General features: G+C 74.2%; 18 protein-coding genes. 7 read left to right on the forward strand and 11 right to left on the reverse strand.

Going from position 1 to position 18,479, the window contains the following annotated elements; all coding sequences use genetic code 11:
* A partial coding sequence (locus AB0J24_RS20210; protein WP_358683518.1) for a hypothetical protein occupies positions 1 to 402 on the forward strand: 402 nt, incomplete at its 5' end.
* Positions 403 to 536: 134 nt separating this feature from the next.
* The gene (locus AB0J24_RS20215; protein WP_358683520.1) at positions 537 to 1,343 is read left to right on the forward strand and encodes an SGNH/GDSL hydrolase family protein; all 807 of its coding nucleotides are present in this window, start codon (positions 537 to 539) and stop codon (positions 1,341 to 1,343) included.
* A 9-nt stretch (positions 1,344 to 1,352) separates the two neighbouring features.
* Here the strand turns inward: AB0J24_RS20215 and bla are convergent, their stop codons facing one another.
* Together bla and AB0J24_RS20225 are read right to left on the reverse strand one after the other, a co-directional pair.
* Complete coding sequence (bla, locus tag AB0J24_RS20220) at positions 1,353 to 2,249, reverse strand: class A beta-lactamase (RefSeq protein WP_358683522.1); 897 nt, start codon at positions 2,247 to 2,249, stop codon at positions 1,353 to 1,355.
* Between the two features lie 47 nt (positions 2,250 to 2,296).
* A complete protein-coding gene (locus AB0J24_RS20225; RefSeq protein ID WP_358683524.1) occupies positions 2,297 to 3,022 on the reverse strand; it encodes an SDR family oxidoreductase in 726 nt (241 codons plus the stop codon).
* Between the two features lie 102 nt (positions 3,023 to 3,124).
* Between AB0J24_RS20225 and AB0J24_RS20230 the strand changes: the two genes are divergently transcribed.
* On the forward strand, positions 3,125 to 3,937 hold the full coding sequence (locus tag AB0J24_RS20230; protein WP_358683526.1) for a helix-turn-helix transcriptional regulator: 813 nt from the start codon (positions 3,125 to 3,127) through the stop codon (positions 3,935 to 3,937).
* A gap of 17 nt (positions 3,938 to 3,954) precedes the next feature.
* Here the strand turns inward: AB0J24_RS20230 and AB0J24_RS20235 are convergent, their stop codons facing one another.
* Genes AB0J24_RS20235 through AB0J24_RS20245 form a run of 3 tightly spaced genes read right to left on the reverse strand, consistent with a single transcriptional unit; the run spans position 3,955 to position 7,481 of the window.
* Positions 3,955 to 5,181 carry an amidohydrolase gene (locus tag AB0J24_RS20235; RefSeq protein WP_358683528.1) on the reverse strand — a complete coding sequence of 409 codons (1,227 nt, stop codon included), beginning with the start codon at positions 5,179 to 5,181 and terminating at the stop codon, positions 3,955 to 3,957.
* A 55-nt stretch (positions 5,182 to 5,236) separates the two neighbouring features.
* The gene (locus AB0J24_RS20240) at positions 5,237 to 7,156 is read right to left on the reverse strand and encodes a DUF6596 domain-containing protein (RefSeq protein ID WP_358683530.1); all 1,920 of its coding nucleotides are present in this window, start codon (positions 7,154 to 7,156) and stop codon (positions 5,237 to 5,239) included.
* A 1-nt stretch (position 7,157) separates the two neighbouring features.
* Positions 7,158 to 7,481, reverse strand: a complete 324-nt coding sequence (locus tag AB0J24_RS20245; protein ID WP_358683532.1) for a YciI family protein — start codon at positions 7,479 to 7,481, stop codon at positions 7,158 to 7,160.
* A gap of 148 nt (positions 7,482 to 7,629) precedes the next feature.
* Between AB0J24_RS20245 and AB0J24_RS20250 the strand changes: the two genes are divergently transcribed.
* Complete coding sequence (locus tag AB0J24_RS20250) at positions 7,630 to 8,274, forward strand: DUF998 domain-containing protein (RefSeq protein WP_358683534.1); 645 nt, start codon at positions 7,630 to 7,632, stop codon at positions 8,272 to 8,274.
* A 100-nt stretch (positions 8,275 to 8,374) separates the two neighbouring features.
* Positions 8,375 to 9,472 (forward strand): serine hydrolase, encoded by a 1,098-nt coding sequence (locus AB0J24_RS20255; protein ID WP_358683536.1) that lies wholly within the window; start codon positions 8,375 to 8,377, stop codon positions 9,470 to 9,472.
* A 3-nt stretch (positions 9,473 to 9,475) separates the two neighbouring features.
* Here the strand turns inward: AB0J24_RS20255 and AB0J24_RS20260 are convergent, their stop codons facing one another.
* From AB0J24_RS20260 to AB0J24_RS20275, 4 genes are all read right to left on the reverse strand, one after another.
* A complete protein-coding gene (locus AB0J24_RS20260) occupies positions 9,476 to 9,736 on the reverse strand; it encodes a Txe/YoeB family addiction module toxin (protein ID WP_358683538.1) in 261 nt (86 codons plus the stop codon).
* A 267-nt stretch (positions 9,737 to 10,003) separates the two neighbouring features.
* Positions 10,004 to 10,492, reverse strand: coding sequence for a cupin domain-containing protein (locus AB0J24_RS20265; protein WP_358683540.1), 489 nt, complete (start codon positions 10,490 to 10,492; stop codon positions 10,004 to 10,006).
* A 25-nt stretch (positions 10,493 to 10,517) separates the two neighbouring features.
* Entirely contained in the window at positions 10,518 to 11,078 is a 561-nt protein-coding gene (locus AB0J24_RS20270) for a TetR/AcrR family transcriptional regulator (protein ID WP_358683542.1), read from the reverse strand.
* A gap of 167 nt (positions 11,079 to 11,245) precedes the next feature.
* Positions 11,246 to 12,220, reverse strand: coding sequence for a DUF808 domain-containing protein (locus tag AB0J24_RS20275; RefSeq protein ID WP_358683544.1), 975 nt, complete (start codon positions 12,218 to 12,220; stop codon positions 11,246 to 11,248).
* A 275-nt stretch (positions 12,221 to 12,495) separates the two neighbouring features.
* On the opposite strand from AB0J24_RS20275, the gene AB0J24_RS20280 reads away from it, so the two are divergent.
* Entirely contained in the window at positions 12,496 to 13,881 is a 1,386-nt protein-coding gene (locus AB0J24_RS20280) for a glycoside hydrolase family 140 protein (protein ID WP_358683546.1), read from the forward strand.
* Here the strand turns inward: AB0J24_RS20280 and AB0J24_RS20285 are convergent.
* Positions 13,874 to 15,487, reverse strand: a complete 1,614-nt coding sequence (locus tag AB0J24_RS20285; RefSeq protein WP_358683548.1) for an NAD(P)/FAD-dependent oxidoreductase — start codon at positions 15,485 to 15,487, stop codon at positions 13,874 to 13,876. The two genes, AB0J24_RS20280 and AB0J24_RS20285, sit on opposite strands and share 8 nt — an antisense overlap.
* A gap of 94 nt (positions 15,488 to 15,581) precedes the next feature.
* Positions 15,582 to 16,478 (reverse strand): SMP-30/gluconolactonase/LRE family protein, encoded by an 897-nt coding sequence (locus AB0J24_RS20290; RefSeq protein ID WP_358683550.1) that lies wholly within the window; start codon positions 16,476 to 16,478, stop codon positions 15,582 to 15,584.
* Between the two features lie 209 nt (positions 16,479 to 16,687).
* Between AB0J24_RS20290 and AB0J24_RS20295 the strand changes: the two genes are divergently transcribed.
* Positions 16,688 to 18,475: a helix-turn-helix domain-containing protein gene (locus AB0J24_RS20295; RefSeq protein WP_358683552.1), complete on the forward strand. Its 1,788-nt coding sequence runs from the start codon at positions 16,688 to 16,690 to the stop codon at positions 18,473 to 18,475.
* Positions 18,476 to 18,479: the final 4 nt, after the last annotated feature.

Here is an 18,479-nt window from a genome sequence, read left to right on the forward strand (position 1 = left end):
GCCGTCGGACTCGGCAGCTTCCTGACCAAGGTCGCGCTGTCCCCGCAGGGCCGCGCGGTGGCCCTGCGCCGGCTACCCGCGGCACTGGCCCGGCTGCGGCACATCTCCGCCCGCGAAGCAGGCGCCGGCGACGCGATGCCGGAGGCGGGCCCCGCCCGGCGCGGCGCCCGGTTCGCCCGCGGCGGATGGGCCTACCTGCGGAAGAGCCGCGAGGTCCGGCGGGTCGGTGGCGCCGTGCCGCCACTGCTGCTGCCCGAGCGGCCCCGCACCGTCCCCGGGCACGTCCGCCGGGCCGCGGCGCGGGCGAACGCGGCCCAGGCCGAGCGGGCCACGGGCGGCCCGGCCGCCGGGCCGCCGGAGCGCCGCGGCGCGTCGTTCGCGCGTGAGGCACAGCCGGTCTGAGGCGCGCGCCCGGCCGCCGTCCGAGTGAAGATCACCGATCTGGTGCGTCGGGCCGCGATCCGCGTGGCGCGACGCACCACCCCGGCGATCACCGCGGGTCCGGTAGGGGGGCATGCTCGGACCGGGAGGGGATCGTGGACGACGAGCTCATGTACCGGTTGATCCGCTACGCCGATCTGACCGCGTGGCCGGCCTTCGCCGCGTTCGGCGTGCAGGAGGACGCGATCGACCGCCTGCTCGCCGGGACCGCCGGGCTGAACCCGGCCGACGTGTCCGGGGTGCGGGACGGGCTGGCCGGTCGGGTCAGCGCCGCTGCCGCGGCGCTGCTCACCGAACGCCCGGTCGCCGCCGGGTTGCACCGGATGGCGCTGCGCCCCGGCGAGCGGATCGTCGTCGTCGGCGACTCGATCTCGGCGGACCGGCTCAGCTGGGCCCGGCTGCTCGCCGAGCTGGTCCCGCGGGTACAGCGGGACGCGTCGGTCGAGGTCCTCGCGCTGTCCGGGCGCACCAGTTCCGAGGCGCTCGCGCTCGGCCCGGTGCTGGTGTCGCGGATGCCGACCCGAGTGCTGGTGATGCTGGGCAGCAACGACGTCCGGCGGGAGGGCGCCACCACCGGTGTCCGGATGGTGTCGGCGCAGGAGACGGGGCGCAACCTGCGTGCGCTGCGCCTGCTGCTGGAGACCGAGGCCGGGGCCCGCGTCCGGTTCCTGGTCCCGCCGCCCGTGGACCCGGCCCGGGTCGGGTCGACCCGCGACCTCACCGGTGAGTGGTGGGACGCGGCCGACTTCCCCGAGCTGAACTCCGTGGTCCGCGACGTCGATCCGGATGCGATCGACCTCAGCACCGTGCCGGTCCGCCCGGAGTTCTGGGAGGACGACGGCCTGCATCCCAGCCCGGTCGGCCAGGTGGTGCTGCTGCGGGCCGTCCTGTCCGCCATGTGACCGGGCGGTTCAGGCGCGCAGCGCGGCCAGCGCGTCGCGGGTGGCCGCGGCGATCGCCGCCTCGCCCCGGTCGGGGTCCTCGTCGGGGTCGTCCGCGACGGTGAACACGCTCAGCACGACCGGCGCGCCCTGGGGCGGGAACAGCACGCCCACGTCGTTGCGCTCGCCGAGCGACCCGGCGCCGGTCTTGTCGCCGACCTCCCACCCGTCCGGCACCCCGGCCCGGATCTGCCGGTCACCGGTGGTGTTGGCGCGCAGCCAGCCGAGCAACCGGCCCCGTTGCTCCGGCGGCAGCGCGTCCCCGGTGGTGAGCACCCGCAGGGTCGCGGCGATCGCGGCCGGGGTGCTGGTGTCGAGGTCGCCGTCGTGCTCGTTCAGCGCCGGTTCGGGGCGGTCCGCCCGGGTCACGTCGTCGCCGAGCTCACGCAGCCAGCCGGTCAGCTCGGCCGGCGACCCGGTCTCGCGCAGCAGCAGGTTCTGCGCGGTGTTGTCGGAAACGGTGACGGCCGCGTCGCACAGCTGCTCCACGGTCATCCCGGTGGCGACGTGGCGCTCGGTCACCGGCGCGTACTCCAGCAGGTCGGCCGGCGCGTAGCGGACCTGACGGGTGAGCAGCCCCGGATCCTGCACCGACCGGTGCAGCACGAACGCGGCCGTCAGCGCCTTCACCACCGAGCACATCAGAAACCGCTCGCCGTCCCGGTGCCCGACGGCGGCACCGGTGCCGGTGTCGAGCGCGTGCACCCCGATCCGCCTGCCGAACTCGCGTTCGGTGTCGGGCAGCCCGGGCACCGGTCCGGGCGGGGCCGGGGCGGGTGACCCACCCGGCGGCGGCGCGGCGCCGGCGCAGCCGGCCAGCGCCGCGCCGAGACCGGCGACGATCAGCGAACGGCGGGAAAGCGTCACCCGATCATCGCAGCAGATCCGTGGCGGGCACGGTGAACCGCCCCTCCCTACCGCTGCCGGGACGGGCGCACGACGATCTCGTTGACGTCGACGTCGGCGGGCTGCGACAGCGCGAAGGCGACGGCGTCCGCGATCGCCTCCGGCGGGATCGCGTTCGCCCGGTAGGTCGCCATCGCCTCCTGCGCGAGCGGGTCGGTGATGCTGTCCGCGAGCTCCGAGGTGACCACGCCCGGGGAGACCGTGCTGACCCGGATCCCGGGCGGCGACTCCAGCCGCAGCCCCTCGGTGATCGCCCGCGCGGCGTACTTGGTGCCGCAGTAGACGGCCGCGGTCGGACTGACCTGGTACGCCCCGACCGAGGCGACGGTGACGACGTGCCCGCTCCCGGAGCGGGTGAAGTGCGGCAGGACGGCGTGGATCCCGTACAGCAGGCCGCGCACGTTGACGTCGATCATCCGGTCCCACTCGTCGGTGAGGCCGGCGTCGAGCCGGGACAGCGGCATCACCCCGGCGTTGGCGACCAGCACGTCGATCCGGCCGTGCCGGGCGACGACGTCGTCCACAGCGGCGCGGACGGCGTCCCGGTCGGTGACGTCCAGCTCGCAGGGCTCGATCCGGCCCGCCGGCGCGGACGCGGCGAGCTCGGCCAGGCGGTCCGCGCGGCGGGCCGCGGCGACGACGGTCGCACCGTCGGCGGCGAGCCGGGCGGCGACGGCCCGGCCGATCCCGCTGCTGGCTCCGGTCACGAGGGCGATGGGGTTCTCGTTCGGCATGTGCTCCAGTCGACCCCCGTCGCGCCGGGTGCGGGAGGCCGCGGTTGTCGGGGGAGCGCCACACCCACCCACGCGCCGCCGTCCCGGGGGAGGATCGGAGCCATGACTCCACTCGGCGAGTACCTGCGCGCCCGCCGCGCCCGGGTCACCCCGGCCGAGGCGGGCCTGCCCGGCGGGAGCAGGCGGCGGGTCCCCGGGCTGCGGCGGGAGGAGGTCGCGCTGCTCGCCGGGGTGAGCGCCGACTACTACGTCCGGCTCGAACAGGGCCGGGAACGGAACCCGTCGGTGCAGGTCCTCGACGCGCTCGCGGACGTGCTGCGGCTCGGCGACGACGCCCGCACGCACCTGCTGCAGCTGGCGGGTGCGGTGCCCCGCCCGCGCCGCACCGGCACCCGGGAGCGGGTGGACCCCCAGCTGCGGATGCTGATGGACGCCTGGGACGCCCAGCCCGCGATCGTCCTCGGCCGGGCCTACGACGTGCTCGCCGCGAACGCACTCGGCGACGCCCTGTTCCGGGTCGGCACCAATCTTTTGGTCACGGTCTTCTGCGACCCGGCCGCACGCACGTTCCACCACGACTGGGAGCGCGCCGCACACACCGTCACCGCCGGGTTCCGGCAGCTGCACGGTGCCGCCCCGGACGACCCGCGGGTCCGTGCGGTGCTCAACGACGTGCTGGCGCGCAGCCCCGAGTTCGCCCGGCTGTGGGCCCGCCACGACGTCCGCGGCAAGACCGCGGAGCCCAAGATCCTCGTGCACCCGCAGGTGGGGGAGCTGGCGCTGCGCGCGGAGAGCTTCGACGTCCGCTCCGCGCCCGGCCAGCAGCTCGTGGTGTACCACGCCGAACCCGGCTCGCCGACCGCGCAGGGCCTGGCGCTGCTCGGCACCCTCGCCGCGACCCGAGCCCGGGCCTGACCCGGATCGGCTCCCGCTCAGCGCACCGGCAGCCACTCCCGGGCCGCGGCGGCCAGCGCCGCCACCCCGGTCGAGAGCGTCGGCTCGATCACCGGTGCGTAGCGCGGCGAGTGGTTCGAGGGCAGCTCGGCGACCCGGGCCCGGATCTCGTCGACCGTCGTGGCGCCCTCGAACTCGGCCGGATCGGCACCGCCCAGCAGCCAGTACACGCACGGCGCGCCGGCTGCGACGGCGAACTCGCCGACGTCCTCGCTGCCCGTGACCGGCCCCGGGTCGACGACCGGCAGCGATGTGACCGTCGCCAGCGCCGCCCGGGTGCGCTCGACGGCGTCCGGGTCGTTGACGACCGGCGGGAACGTCTCGGCCACCCGGATCTCCGGGTCCCGCGGCGCGCCCGCGGTCGCGGCCTCGCCGTGCACGATCCGCTCGATCGCACCGAGCACCCGTGCCCGCACCGCCGGGGTGTACGAGCGCACCGTCATCCCCAGCTCCGCGGAGTCGGGGATGATGTTCTCCTTCGTCCCGGCCCGCAACAGCCCGACGGTGAGCACCGCGGTGTCGGTGGCCGCGACCTCGCGGGAGACCACGGTGTGCAGTCGCTGCACCGTCGCCGCCGCCAGCAGCACCGGGTCCACCGTGGTCTCCGGCCGGGACCCGTGCCCGCCGGAGCCGTGCAGTGTCGCCCGGATGGTGTCGCTGCCGGCGAACGCCGCACCGGGAGTGATCGCGAGCAGCCCGGCGGGCAGCGGCGCGACGTGCTGGCCGAGCACCACGTCCGGGGTGCCGAACCGGGCGTACAGGCCGTCGTCGAGCATCGCCTGCGCGCCGCCGCCGACCTCCTCGGCCGGCTGGAACACGATCAGCAGCGTGCCCGACCAGGTCCCGGGCGTGGACGCCAGCTCGGCGGCCGCCCCGACCAGGCAGGTGACGTGCATGTCGTGCCCGCAGGCGTGCGCGACGGCGGTGCCCTCGCCGTCCGGGGTCGTACCGCGGGCGGTGCTGGCGTAGTCGAGGCCGGTGTCCTCGGCGACCGGCAGCGCGTCCATGTCGGCGCGCAGCAGCACGGTCGGGCCGTCCCCGCTGCGCAGCACGCCGACCACGCCGGTCCGGCCGACCCCTTCGGTCACCTCGTAACCGGCCTCGCGCAGCCGCGCGGCAGCGATCGCGGCGGTCCGGGTCTCGGCGAACGACAGCTCCGGGTGGCGGTGCAGGTCGCGGTACAGGTCGGCGAGATCGCTGGGCACGCGCCGACCCTAGTGCGTGCCGGCGCGGGAATCGGGAGATCGACAGCGGGTGCGGCTACCGCCGCAGGTGGCGCAGCGTGCTCCCGGTGTGGGCCTTGAACAGGTGGGCGGCGCGTTCGTAGGACAGCCGCCGCCGGCCGGTGTCGGGGCAGAGGTCCTGCGGGGCCGGGGTACGGGCCGGTGCGGGACGGCGGGCCGAGAGGAACAGCGGGCCACGCCGCCGACCCGCGACCAGCGCGTCGAGCAGCACCGCGGTCTCCGGACCCCAGGACAGGTCGCCTGCGCGGCGCCGGGCCGGGTCGAGGTCGTCGACGTCGAGCGCGAGGACGTCGGTGATGCTCGCCCGGGAGTCGGCGAGCAGCTGCCAGAGCGCCCGCTCCCGCAGACCGACCGCACCGGCGTCGATCAGCGGTGCCGGCCCGGGTGGGGCCGGGGGCGGCCTGCGGTACCCGACCCGCTCGCGCAGTGCGGTCGCGAGCTCGTCGTGGCCGGCCCCGGCCAGGAAGGAGAGCAGTGCCGCCCGGTGCCGGTTCGCCGTGGCCGGTGCGGTGCGGCCCCAGGTCCTGGTCAGCGTCCCGGCGAGCACATCGGTGTCGAGGCCACTGAGCGGGAGATCGGCACCGAGGTCCCGGACGATCCGGTCGAGGGTCTGCCGGTAGGAGCGGCGGGTCGCGGGAGCGAGCCCGGAGAGGAACCGGGTGACGGCGGGACCGAGGGTCGGTCCGGTCACGGTGACGGCGGCGAGGGCATCGGCCCGGCGCAGCAGGAACGCCCGCTCCGCCCCGTTCGAGGTGAGCGCCGCGCTCCGCCGCAGCTCCCGGCGCGCCTCGGCCTCGTGGCGTGCCCGCTCGGTGGCCGGTGCGGTGTCCGCCAGGCGGCGCAGCAGGTCGCCGCGGACGGCCGGGAGCAGGTGGTAGTCGCGCAGCGCGGGCTCGTCGCGGAGCGGGTCCAGCGCGGCGAGGCCCGCGGCGGGACCCGAGTGCTCGGCGACGGCGACCGCCCGGTTCAGGCGGACCACCCCGGTCGGGAGCTGCGCGAGCAGCGCGTCGTAGAGCGCGACGACGGTGCCCCAGTCGGTGTCGTCGGCGTGCCGGGCCCGCGCGTGCACGGCGGCGATCGCCGCCTGCAGCGTGTACGGGCCCGGGGGGCCGGGACCGCGGGCGCGCAGGAGCGCGGTCAGACCGCGGCGGACCGCCGCGGCGTCCCAGAGCCGCCGGTCCTGCTCCCGCAGCGGGACCGGCGCACCACCGGCATCGGTGCGGGCGGCCGAGCGGGACGCCTGCAGCTCCATCAGGGCCACGAGCCCGTGTGCCTCCGGTTCGCCCGGTACGTGGTCGGCGAGCAGCCGACCCAGCCGCAGCCCCTCGCCGACCAGGGTGGGGCGGAGCAGATCCTCGCCGGCGGTCGCGGTGTAACCCTCGTTGAAGACGAGGTAGATCACCTCGAGCACGGACGCCACGCGCAGGTCCCCGGCACCGTCCGGGGTGGCGAGGCCGGCCGCCGCGAGGGTGCGCTTCGCCCCGGCGATCCGGCCGATGACCCGCGGCTCGTGCACCAGCAGCGCCCGGCCGATCTCGGCCGTGGACAGCCCGGTGACCAGGCGCAGGGTCATCGCCACCTGTTCACCGCGGTTCAGCGCGGGATGGCAGGTGAGCAGCATGAGCCGCAGGACGTCGGAACCGTCCGGGGAAGCCGCGGTGGCGGGCCCGTCGTCGGTGAGGGGTTCCAGCCGCCGGGTCCGGCGCAGGTGGTCGACGGCGCGGCGCCGGGCGACGGTGGTCAGCCACGCACCCGGGCGGTCCGGGACACCGTGGACCGGCCACTGTTCGAGCGCACTGACGATCGCCTCCTGCGCGATCTCCTCGGCGGTCCCGACGTCGCCGAGCATCCGGACCAGGACCGCGACCACCGCGGCGGACTCCCGGTGCCAGACCGACCGCACCAGCGTCCCGACATCGGGCTCCGGTCCGGCCACGTCAGCCGGTGAAGACCTGGTGCAGCGTGCTCTGCCCGTCGCCGACGACCGCGCGGAAGCGCTTCGCGACGGCGAGCGCGTCGTCCCACGAGTCGGCATCGATCACCGCGAACCCGACGACGGCCTCCTTGGCCTCGGCGAACGGCCCGTCGGTCACCGTCATCTCCTCGCCCCGGGAGGTCACCCGGCGCGCGTCGGGGGCCAGCCCGCCCGTCACGACGAGCGTCCCGGCCGCGGTCAGCTCTTCGATGAAGGCACCCATCTCGGCGAACAGCGCCTCGTCGGCGGGGCGGCTCGACTCGCCGGTCGTCATCAGGAAACGCATGGGGTGCTCCTTCGGTTCGCGGTCCACGGCCCGGGCGGGCCGCACCGGTTCGTCGGGGCGGGACATGTGACAGGGAACGCGGGTTCCCTGTCACATCCTGCCCGACGACGGGCCGGTGTCCCACGTCCGATGAACCGGAGGAACCCCGATGGCCACGTCGTCCCCGCCCACCACCGGCACCACCGCCGGTACCCGGACCCTGCTGCTCTGCGCCACCGCGGGCGCCGTGATTTGGACCGTCGTCTCGCTCGCCCAGGCCGCGACGCGGGACGGGTTCGATCTCACCCGGCACCCCCTGTCGGTGCTGGCGACAGGAGACCTCGGCTGGCTGCAGATCACGAACTTCGTCGTCGGTGGCGTGCTCACCGTGCTGGGAGCGGCGGGGCTGCGCCGGGCGCTCCCCGAGGCCCGGGTGATCTACCGGCTGGTCGCGGTCGACGGCGTCGCACGGATCGTGGCCGGGCTGCTGGTGATGGACCCGGCTCCGGGGTTCCCGCCGGGCACCCCGGAGCAGGTGGCGCTCACGATGAGCCCGTCGGCCGTCGGGCACCTGCTGGCCGGAACGGTCTCCTTCGTCGCGCTGACCGTGGTCTGCGTGCTGTTCGGCCGCCGCTTCTCCCGCGCCGGGCAGCAGGGGCCCGCGATCGCCTCCCGTGCCGCGGCCACCGCCGTCGTGCTCGGCAACGCCTGGGGGATCGCCGGTGCCCCGGCCGGCCCGGTCGCCGTCGCGGTCGGGGTGATCACCGGAATGCTCTGGCTGGGCGCCGTCACCGCCGCCCTCGCCCGCCGCTGACCCGGGCGGGTGACCGCCCGGCTGGCGATCCGGGTTCACCCGGGCGGGCCGCCCGACGGTGCTACGTTCACCGGGCGTTTTCCGGCCCCGGGGAGACACGATGTCGCTGAGCCGCCGCGCCCTGCTGGGCGCCGCCGCCCTCCTGTTCGGGACGACGGCCTGTTCGGCGTCCGCGGTCGACCGGGTCACCGGCGCGCCACCCGCACCGCCGGACCCGGACGACCCGTTGTACGGGTTCTTCGAGCGGCTGAGGGCCGCCCCGCAGGGCTGGTCGCTGCATCTCGACGACGGTCGCGGTGGCGTCGTCGAACACCGCGCCGACGAGATCTCCCCGTACGCCTCGGCGTCGACCGTGGTGCATCTCGCCACGTACGCGCGGATCGTCGCGGACGGGTTCCCCGCCGATGTCCCGGTCCCGGTCGCGGAGTGGGAGCGCTGGTACGTGCCCGGCACCGACGGGGGCAACCACCAGCGGGCGCTGGCGGCCGTCGGTGCCACCCCGGAGAGCACCGTGACCTGGGACGATGTCGTCGCCGCGATGCTGCACCACGGTGACGAGGCCGCGGCCGACCTGCTCCGCGAGACCGTCGGTGACGGTCCGCTGAGCGAGGCCGCCGCGGCGGGCGGGATGGCGGGGTACGAGCTGCCGTGCTTCGCGGGGGAGGTGCTGCGGTCGTGGTCGGCGCCGGTCGACCCGGCGACCCGGCGGGCCGATGCGCTGGCCGCCGGGCAGGAGTACGCGGCCTCGCCGCAGCGCCGCGCCGAGGTCGCCGAGCGGATGGCTGCGCCCAGCCGGGAGACGCTCGGTGCGCTCGCCGATCCCGGCTACTGGGCGGGCTCACCGGGGGGTACCGCGCGCGGGCTGGCCTCGATGTACCGGGCCTGCGCGACCGGTGACCTCGGGGTGCCGGGAGCCGGTGAGATCGTGCGCGGCCAGCTGGAACGGCTGCCCATCGGGAAGCTCCCGGAGGGTGTCGCTGCGGTCGGGGCGATCGACGGCAGTCGCCCGGGTGTGCTCGCCGCGGGTCTCTACCAGCGGCACGACGACGGGGCCGTCGCCACCGCCGCGCTGCTGCTCACCGGCGCCGTGCTCGACCCCGACGGGGAGGACGCCCGGTCCGGCGTCGCGGTGGCCGCGCCGCTGCAGGCGCTGCGGTCGCCGCAGGTGTGGGAGCGCTTCACCGGGATCGCGAGGTGAGGGTCAGTCACCGTAGTGGTAGCGGCAGGCCGCGACCCGGATCTCGTCACCGACGATCTTGTAGATCAACCGGTGCTCGTCGGTGATCCGGCGCGACCAGTAGCCACTGAAACCGTGCTTGAGCGGCTCCGGCTTGCCGATGCCCGCGTTCCCGTTGCGCGCCACGTCCTGCAGCAGGGAGCTGATCCTCCTGAGGACTTTCCTGTCCTGGACCTGCCACCAGAGGTGGTCGGCCCAGGCGTTCTCGTCCCAGACGAACTTCACGCCTCCGCCGGGTCCGCCAGTTCGCGTGCCGTACCGCCACCGTTCTCGAGGCGGTCGATCGACGACAGCAGGCGGCGCGCGTTCTCCGGGGCAACCGGTTGCATCGCCGTGAACCCCTGGATTCGGCGAGCCGGAGGCCCTGAGGCTCCGGGGGTCTGCGGTCGAACGGCGATCCACCTTCCACCGGTCGCGAGGAACGGGAGCACGTCGAGGCGTCGACCGTGGGGCCCACCGCAGCGCTGCGTGGCCCGGTGCCGTGGCCGAGGATCAGCGGCGGGGCGCGGGTAGTGCGGCGAGCAACCTCCACAGGGGACGTTGCAGTGCTTCGGGGACCCCGTGCAGGACGTAGCTCAGGTCGTGCTCGACGTTGATCCGGGCCAACCGGCGCAACGGCGGGAGCCGGCCGGCGTCGGCGAGCGCCCGGAACTGTTCCTCCAGCGGCCCGGCGGGCGTCTCCACGGCCCGGATGCGGACCGGCCCGGAGGTGGGGTTCGAGAACGCGTGCACCACACCCGGTGGCACGGTCACGGACTCGCCGGGACCGAGCGTGCGGCGCTCCGAGCCGAGCCGGACCCGCAGCTCACCGTCGACGACGGTGAAGGTCTCGGTCTCGAACCGGTGCCGGTGCGCGGGTGGCCCGGACAGCCCCGGCGGGAGGACGGCCTCGACCTCGAACGCGGCGCCACCGGTGTCCGACCCGGTGCGCAGGAAGCTCAGCGTCTCACCGGTCGGAAGGGTCAGGCGGTCGAGGCTCATGACGTCGTCTCCGGGGTGCGGGGGATCAGGGTGGCAGGGCCAGCGCGGTGAAGTCGGCCATGGCCTCGTCGGCCTCGGTGAACTCGCCGGTGACCAGGGCGTCGTGCAGCAGGCCGCGGGCGGCGCCGACGACCAGCCGGGCGCGGGTGCGGGCCGGCCCCGCTGCCAGCCCGGCCCGTTCGAGGAGTGCGCCGAGCGGGCCGATCCAGGGCTCCACCAGGGTCTCCCGCAACCGGACCGCGTGGTCGCGGCCCTGCATGGCGTGCGCGGACAGCTCGTAGAACAGCGGGCCGTAGCGCCGGGCCCCGGCCGAGACGGTCCCCCAGAACCGGTTCACGACCTCCCGGGGACCGAGGTCGGGGTCGGCGGTGAGCGCCGCCAGGGTCTCCCGCTGGCCCGCTTCCACGGCGGCGACGACCTCGACGAGCAGGCCCTCGCGGGAGCCGAAGTGGTAGATCAGCATCCGGTGGCTGGTGCCGGTCGCCGCGGCGAGCGCGCGGAGGCTGCGGTCCGCGATCCCGTGCTCGGCGAGCTGTTCGAGGACGGTCTGCAGCAGCCGTTCCCGGGCCGATCCGGCACTCGTCACGTACCGGATGGTACGTCGCGCTCCGTGCCCGCCCCATGTCGTCCTCCGGTAGGCGCACCGTGTGGTACGTCCTGTGTACCAGATGGTACGTCGACGGGACAGTGTCGTCCGGCGGGTGGCACGCCGGTCGGACCCGCGGAAGTGCCGGGCGGTGTCAGCTGCTCGGGTCAGGCGTCGGCGTCGGCCGGGGCCTGACCCCCGCTCGCCGCCTTCCGGCGCGGCAACAGGTGCAGCACTGCCACCAAAACGGCGCCGACCACGGCGCCCACGATCGCCGACCCGATCGTGTTGGTGAGCCAGCCGAGGAACCCGCCGAGGGCGCCGGTCGCGTCGTGCACCAGTACCTCGACGTGGTGCACCAGCGCGTACGGCGCGTGCAGGCCCAACTCGTCCGCGCCCACGAGCAGGATGTGCCCGCCGACCCACAGCATCGCCGCGACGCCGACGACCGACAGCACCGACAGCACGATCGGCATCGCCCGCACCAGCCCGCGGCCGAGCGCGCCGACCGCGCCCCCGCCCCGCGCGGCCAGCGCGAGACCGACGTCGTCCATCTTCACGATCAGCGCGACCACGCCGTAGACCAGCACCGTGATCGCGAACGCCACCACTGCGAGGATGACGGCCCGGGACGCGAAACCCTCGGTCGCGACCTCGTTCAGGGCGATCACCATGATCTCGGCGGAGAGGATGAAGTCGGTGCGCACCGCTCCGGAGACCACGGCCCGCTCGTGGCCCTCGGGATCAGCAGCGGCGGCCCGGTCCTTCGCCTCCGGATCGGGTTCGTGCCCGGCCAGCTTCTCCCAGATCTTCTCCGCGCCCTCGTAGCAGAGGTAGAACCCGCCGAGCATGAGGATCGGTGTGAGCAGCCACGGCGCGAACTGGCTCAGCAGCAGTGCCACCGGCAGGATGACCAGGAACTTGTTCCGCAGTGATCCCTTGGCGATCCGCCAGATGATCGACAGTTCCCGCTCGGGGCGCAGGCCCTGCACGTAGCGGGGTGTGACGGCGGCGTCGTCGACGACCACCCCGGCCGCCTTCGCCCCGGCCCGCCCGGCGGCGCCCGCGATGTCGTCGAGGGATGACGCCGTCAGCCGGACGAGGGCCGCGACGTCGTCCAGCAGTGCGAAGAGCCCGCTCATCGGGCGTCCGAGGTCGGCACCTGTGCGAGCCTACGGTTCCGGTGTTGCGGTGCAACGTCCGGCGGCCGGGGCGCCCCCCCCCGGCCGGTCCGAGCGGTGGTGTGCCACACCCGTCCGTGGCCGGGGTATCCGGACGAACCGCCCACCGGGCGGGTAGGTTTCCGGTGATCGCGAGCGGGGTCGGCGCATGCGCGCCAGCGGATCCGCCGGGACGTCGAGGCCGTGCGGAGGAGACCATGCCACGCCGGGTACCACGGGCGAACAGGAAGGCGCTGGTGACGATCGGTCTCGCGATGGTCGCCGGTGTCCTCCTCGCGGTCGGCGCCACCGGCCCCACCCCGTCCCGCACGTCGTCAGCGCTGGAGTCGTCGCTGGAGTCCTCGGAGCAGGAGCCTGCGCCGGCTGTGCCCGGCCCGCCGCGCATGGAGACCGACGGGCGGTTCTTCACCGCGGGCGGCGAGCCGCTGTTCTGGCTGGGCGACACCGCGTGGGCGCTGCTGGGCAAGCTGGACCGCCCGGACACCGTGCGCTACCTCGACGCCCGCAGCCAGCAGGGCTACAACGTGATCCAGACGGTGGCGATCTTCCCGCAGGCCGGTGCGACGCGCCCGATCCGCGGTGACGTGAGCAGCGCACCCGACCACGACGAGTTCTGGGACAACGTCGACTTCGTCATCGACGCCGCTGCCGAACGTGGCATGTACCTGGCCATCCATCCGGTCTGGGGTGACAAGCAGACCGGCTCGGTGGTGAACGAGGGCAACGCCCGCGCGTACGGCCGCTTCCTCGGCGAGCGGTTCGGCGACCGGGACAACGTCACCTGGACCCTGGGCGGGGACCATCCGGCCGGTGGCGAGGAACGTCTGTGGGGCAACCTCGCCGAGGGTCTGCGGGAGGGCGGCGCGAACCAGCTGACCACCTACCACCCGCAGGGCGACCAGACCTCGGCCCAGTGGTTCGCCGGGGCGGACTGGCTGGACTTCCACATGATCCAGGGCGGGCACTGCCTGCGCTACGGCGTCCGGCAGCGGCTCGTCGAGACGACCTACGACGCCCGCCCGGTGAAACCGTTCATCGACGGTGAGCCGATCTACGAGGACCACCCCTACTGCTGGAAGTCCGATCGCGGCTTCTCCACCGCGCAGGACGTCCGGCGCGATGCCTGGTGGGCCGTGCTCGGCGGTGCGGCCGGGCACACCTACGGCGCCCACTCGGTCTGGCAGTTCAACGACGGCGGCCGCGGGGCCCTGGGCGCCCGCGGCAGCTGGACCGACGCGCTGCGGCTGCCCGCCGGCGGCCAGATGGTCCACCTGCGGGAACTGATGGAGGCGCTGCCGTTCCAGCTGGGCGTGCCCGACCAGTCGGTGATCACCTCCGAGACCGGGTCGGGGAAGGACCGGATCGTCGGCAACCGCGCCTCGGACGGCTCCTACCTGCTGGTCTACACGCCCTCCGGTGGCGGATTCACCCTGGACCCGGCCGCGACCGAGGGGCTGACCACGGCCCGCTGGTTCGATCCGCGCAGCGGCGGGTTCCAGGACGCGACACCGGGGGAGCGGTTCGAGCCGCCCTCCGGAGAGGACTGGCTGCTGGTGCTGACCCGCCCCGGTGCCCCGGGACCCGACGTTCCCCCGAGCACCGGGGCGGAGCCCGTCAGCTGATGGTGAACCCGGCGAACCCGTTCTGCTTCGCCTCGTCGAACCGCTGCCGGTAGAGCGGCAGCCCGCCCGGGTAGTTCAGGCTCTGCACCGGTTTGCCGGGGATGTTGGCACCCATGTACCAGGACCTGGCTTTCGGGAACAACGTCGGCGTGACGAGTTCGGCGACGTGCTCGGCCCACTCCTGGTCGGCCTCCGGGGTCGACTCGATCCGCCTGCCACCGGCCCGCAGGAGATGATCGAGCGTCTCGACGACCATCTCGCCCTGGATCTCGGCGCAGGTCGGGCCGTTGCAGAAGCCGGAGGGGCTCTGCGGGCCGTAGAGGAACAGCAGGTTCGGGAAGTTCGCGGTGGCGATGCCCAGGTGCGCCGCCACGCCGTCGGCCCACTGCTCGCGCAGCAACCTGCCGTCGGTCCCGCGGATGTCGAGCTGGGTCAGGCCACCGGAGACCGAGTCGAACCCGGTGGCGAGCACGATGACGTCGAACGTGTGGTCGGTGCCGTCCCGGGTGGTGATTCCGGCAGGGACCACCGCCTCGATCGGGTTCTCGACGAGATCGACCAGGTGCACGTTGTCCTGGTTGAACACGTCGTAGTAGTTCTGCTCCAGTGACGGGCGTTTCACTCCGAAGGGGTGCGGCGGCTCGCTCGGGGCGAGCTTCTCGGCCAGCACCGGGTCGTCGATCCGGGCCCGGACCTTGTCCCGCCAGAACCGGTAGGCGTGGTCGTTCGACTCCTGCACGAACAGCGTGTCCTGGTAGATGGCGAGCCAGAAGCGGAACCCGCCCCGGCCCCACAACTCCTCGTACCCCGCGGTGCGTTCCTCGTCGGTCAGGTCGAGTGCGTTCTGCGGGATGAAGTCGTAGTCGAACCCGGCGAACGTTCCGGCGCGGGCGGCGAACCGGTCCGGGAGATCGCGCTTGATCTCCTCCTGGTCGGCGGGGGTCAGCGTGCGCTGGCGCATCGGGAGCGCGAGGTTCGGCGTGCGCTGGAAGACGGTCAGCTCGGCCGCGTCGCGTGCCGCCTCCTGGGTGACCTGGACCCCGCTGGCACCGGTCCCGACCACCGCGACCCGCCGTCCGGTGAGGTCGATCCCCTCCTGCGGCCACAGAGCGGTGTGGTGGGCGGTTCCGGCGAACGAGTCGAGGCCCGGAATGTCGGGCACGTAGGGGCGGGAAGCGAACCCGAGACACGGCACCAGGTAGGTGCAGCGCGTCGTGCGGCCGTCGGCGGTGCGCACCGTCCACCGGCCGCGGTCGGTGTCGAACACGGCACCGGTGACCCGGGTGTCGAACCGGATGTCCTTGGCTGGGTCCAGCGTCCGGTCGAGATGGTCGAAGTAGTCCCGTACCTCGTCCCACGCCGGGTAGAGCTCGCTGTACTCCCAACCCTTCCAGATGTCCTTGTGGGCGAGCTGGTAGATCGGGCCCTCGGTGTCGACCCGGGCGCCGGGATAGCAGTTCCAGTACCAGATCCCGCCGAGCCGTGACCCGGCCTCGTAGATCTTGACCGAGTACCCGAGGTCGCGCAGCCGGTCGAGCTGGTAGACGCCGGCGAACCCGGCTCCGATCACGAGGACGTCGAGCTCCTCGAAGGTCGCATCGGTCATGTCGGGTCGACTCCCTTCGACGGGGCCGGCGTGGGTCCGCCGGTAGGTGCGGGGACGGCAGGGGGCGTGACGACGCAGCTGCTCATCGGCACGGTCACGGGGTCCCGGCGTGCGGTACGTCGACCGTGGTGCTCAGGATCCGGCCGAGCCGGGTGCTGCGGCGTTCGGCCTCGTCGAAGGACGGCGCGACACACAGGTACAGGGTCCGGCCGTCGGCACCGCCGAGCATGCAGGCGTAGACACCGTCCGCGCCGGTGCCGATCTCCTCGATGATCTTGCCCCCCTCGGCGACCCGGATGCACCGGTGATGGACGGCATCGGCGGTCCACACGGCGCCGTCCGCGTCGAGACACGTGCCGTCCGGGCCGACCACGACCGAGGCCAGCATCGCGTCGAGGGTGGAGGTGTCCGGCGGGTCGCCGAACACGGCCCAGTCCCGGCGCGGTCCGAGCCCCCCGTCGTCGTGGACGTCGAAGGCCGAGATCCGGTTGCCGAACGTCTCGCTGACCAGCATGGTCCGGCCGTCCGGGGTGATCACCGTGCCGTTCGGGAACATCAGGTCGTCGGCGACGACGGTGACGGTCCCGTCCGGGTCGACCCTGGCCACGCCGGTCGTGGCGAACGGGGCACCGGCCATCAGGTCGAAGCCGAAGTTGCCGACGTAGGCCCGGCCGTGGGCGTCGACCACCATGTCGTTGGTGTGGCCTCCGGTGACGTTCGACAGGTCGCCGTGCTCGACCAGCTCGCGGCCCTGCAGACGCAGCACCCTGCGGTCCCGCATGGAGACGACCAGCAGCGTGCCGTCCGGCAGCCAGCCCAGGCCGGACGGCTGCTGGGGGACCGTCGCGACGACCTCGGTCGCCCCGTCCGGGGCGACGGCGAGCACCTGGTGGGTGTAGAAGTCGGAGGCCCACAGCCGGCCGTCGTGCCAACGTGGGCCCTCGAGGAAGGTGTACCCCTCGATGAGCGGGGTGAGCGTCCGGTCGGTCATCGTCGACGTCCTCTCGGCGGGTGCTGGACAGCGAGTGTCTGGCGCCGGCGACCCCGGTCGCTGTCCGAGTTCGCTACAGCCGGGCCGTCGTCGGTGTTCTGATTTCGGACAGTTTCGGGGTGCACCCCCCTGCTCGCGCGGGCCCTACACTGGGATCGGCCTTCATCAACGGTGAGGGGGCGGCTGTGCGGCTACATCAGCGCGACGTCATGCGGACCCATCGCGAACTGGTGATCGGTGGGGACGACCGGGACGACGATCCGGCGGCCGCCGGCCCCGTCCGTGACGAGATCGTCTCCTCGTGGCGGCGCTGCCGGCTCATCGGAGTGACGACCAGCGGCGAGGACGTTCCCTACCGTCCGGAGTTCGAGCGACCCAACCGCCTGTTGCGTGCCGCCGACCCGGTGATCGCCCGGCTCGCGGAGCATATCGACGACGGGCCCGCCTCGATCCTGCTCGCCGACTCCGACGCCCAGATCATCGACCGGAGGGCCGGGCGCCGGGAGCTGGCGAACGCGCTCGACCGGCTGCTGGTCGCGCCCGGTTTCACCTACGCCGAGGGGTTCACCGGTACGAACGGCATCGGCAGCGCCCTGGAGGAGTGCCGCCCGTTCGTCGTGTCGGGCGCCGAGCACTTCCGGGACAACCTGCAGCGGTTCACCTGCATCGGGTCGCCGGTCCGGCATCCGGTCTCCGGCCGGGTCGAGGGCGTGCTCGACGTGACCTGCCTGGTCGAGGACCGGCACGAGTTGCTGACACCGCTGGTCCTGGCCGCTGTCCGGGAGATCGAGGCGCGGATGCTCGCCGATGCGTCGCGTCGCGAGCAGATGCTGCTCGACCGGTTCGTACGTGCCGGGCGCCGCAGCACGGCGGCCGTCGTCTCGCTGAACGAGGACGTGGCGATCGCGAACACCGCCGCGGCGGGCCTGACCGAACTGTTCGACCAGGCAGCGCTCTGGGAGTGGGCGTGCCGGATCCTCGGCGCGGGCGACGATGTCACCGGCGAGGTCCAGCTGTCCGACGACGTCGTCGTGCAGGCCAGGGCGACCCGGGTCGGGGAGCGCGGCGCCACGGTCGGGGTTGTCGTCGAGATGCGGCCGCTGCCGGATCAGGCGGTTGGCACCCCTCGGCCGCGGCGGCGGGGCCGGGGCGCGGCGTCCGACGGACGGCTACCTGGTCGTAGCGTCGCGAACCGCCGGTTGCAGGACGCCGTCGACGCCGCGATAGCCGCGGACCGGCCGCTGCTGGTCTGTGGCGAGCCGGGGGCGGGCAAGCTGTTCGTCGCCACGCACGTGCACGGCCGTCGCGGGCCCGGCGAGCCGGTCACCGTGCTCGACGCCGTCGTGTCGGCCGACGACCCGGCCGGCTGGCTGGTCCAGCTGACGGATGCCCTCGGTGGCCCGGGGGACGTCGTGGTGCGGCACCTCGACCAGCTCGCCCCGACTATCGCCGCACGGGTCGCGTCGGTCGTGGAGCGGGTCACGACGGCGCGGTTGATCGCCACCGCCCGGCGGCGCGGCGGCCGGGGAGCGGCGCGTCGGGTACTGGACCACTTCCCGGTCTCGGTCACCGTCCCGCCGCTGCGCTACCGCGGTGAGGACATCGCCGATCTCGCCCCGCACCTGTTGGGGCACGCCGCCCCGAACCGGCCGGCGCCCCGGTTGCAGCCCGGCACGCTGCGTACGCTCGCGTCGCTGGACTGGCCCGGGAACGTTCGGGAACTCGCGGCGGTGTTGTCGACGGCGGCGCTCTGTTCGCTCGGGTCCGACATCGGGCACCGTCACCTCCCGCCGGAGTACCGGTCGGCGGTCGGCCGGCCCGGCTCGTCGTCGCTGTTGCGAGCCGAGCGGGACACCGTTCTGGAAGCGCTCGCCGAGACGGGCGGGAACAAGCTCGCCGCCGCCGAACGGCTCGGTGTCGCCCGGTCCACGCTGTACCGCAAGATGCGCCAGTTCGGGATCGAGGACAATCGCCTGCCCGGGGCCGACCGGGACTGAGGCA

The organism is Pseudonocardia sp. NPDC049635 (genome assembly GCF_040659795.1).
Classification (GTDB): domain Bacteria; phylum Actinomycetota; class Actinomycetes; order Mycobacteriales; family Pseudonocardiaceae; genus Pseudonocardia.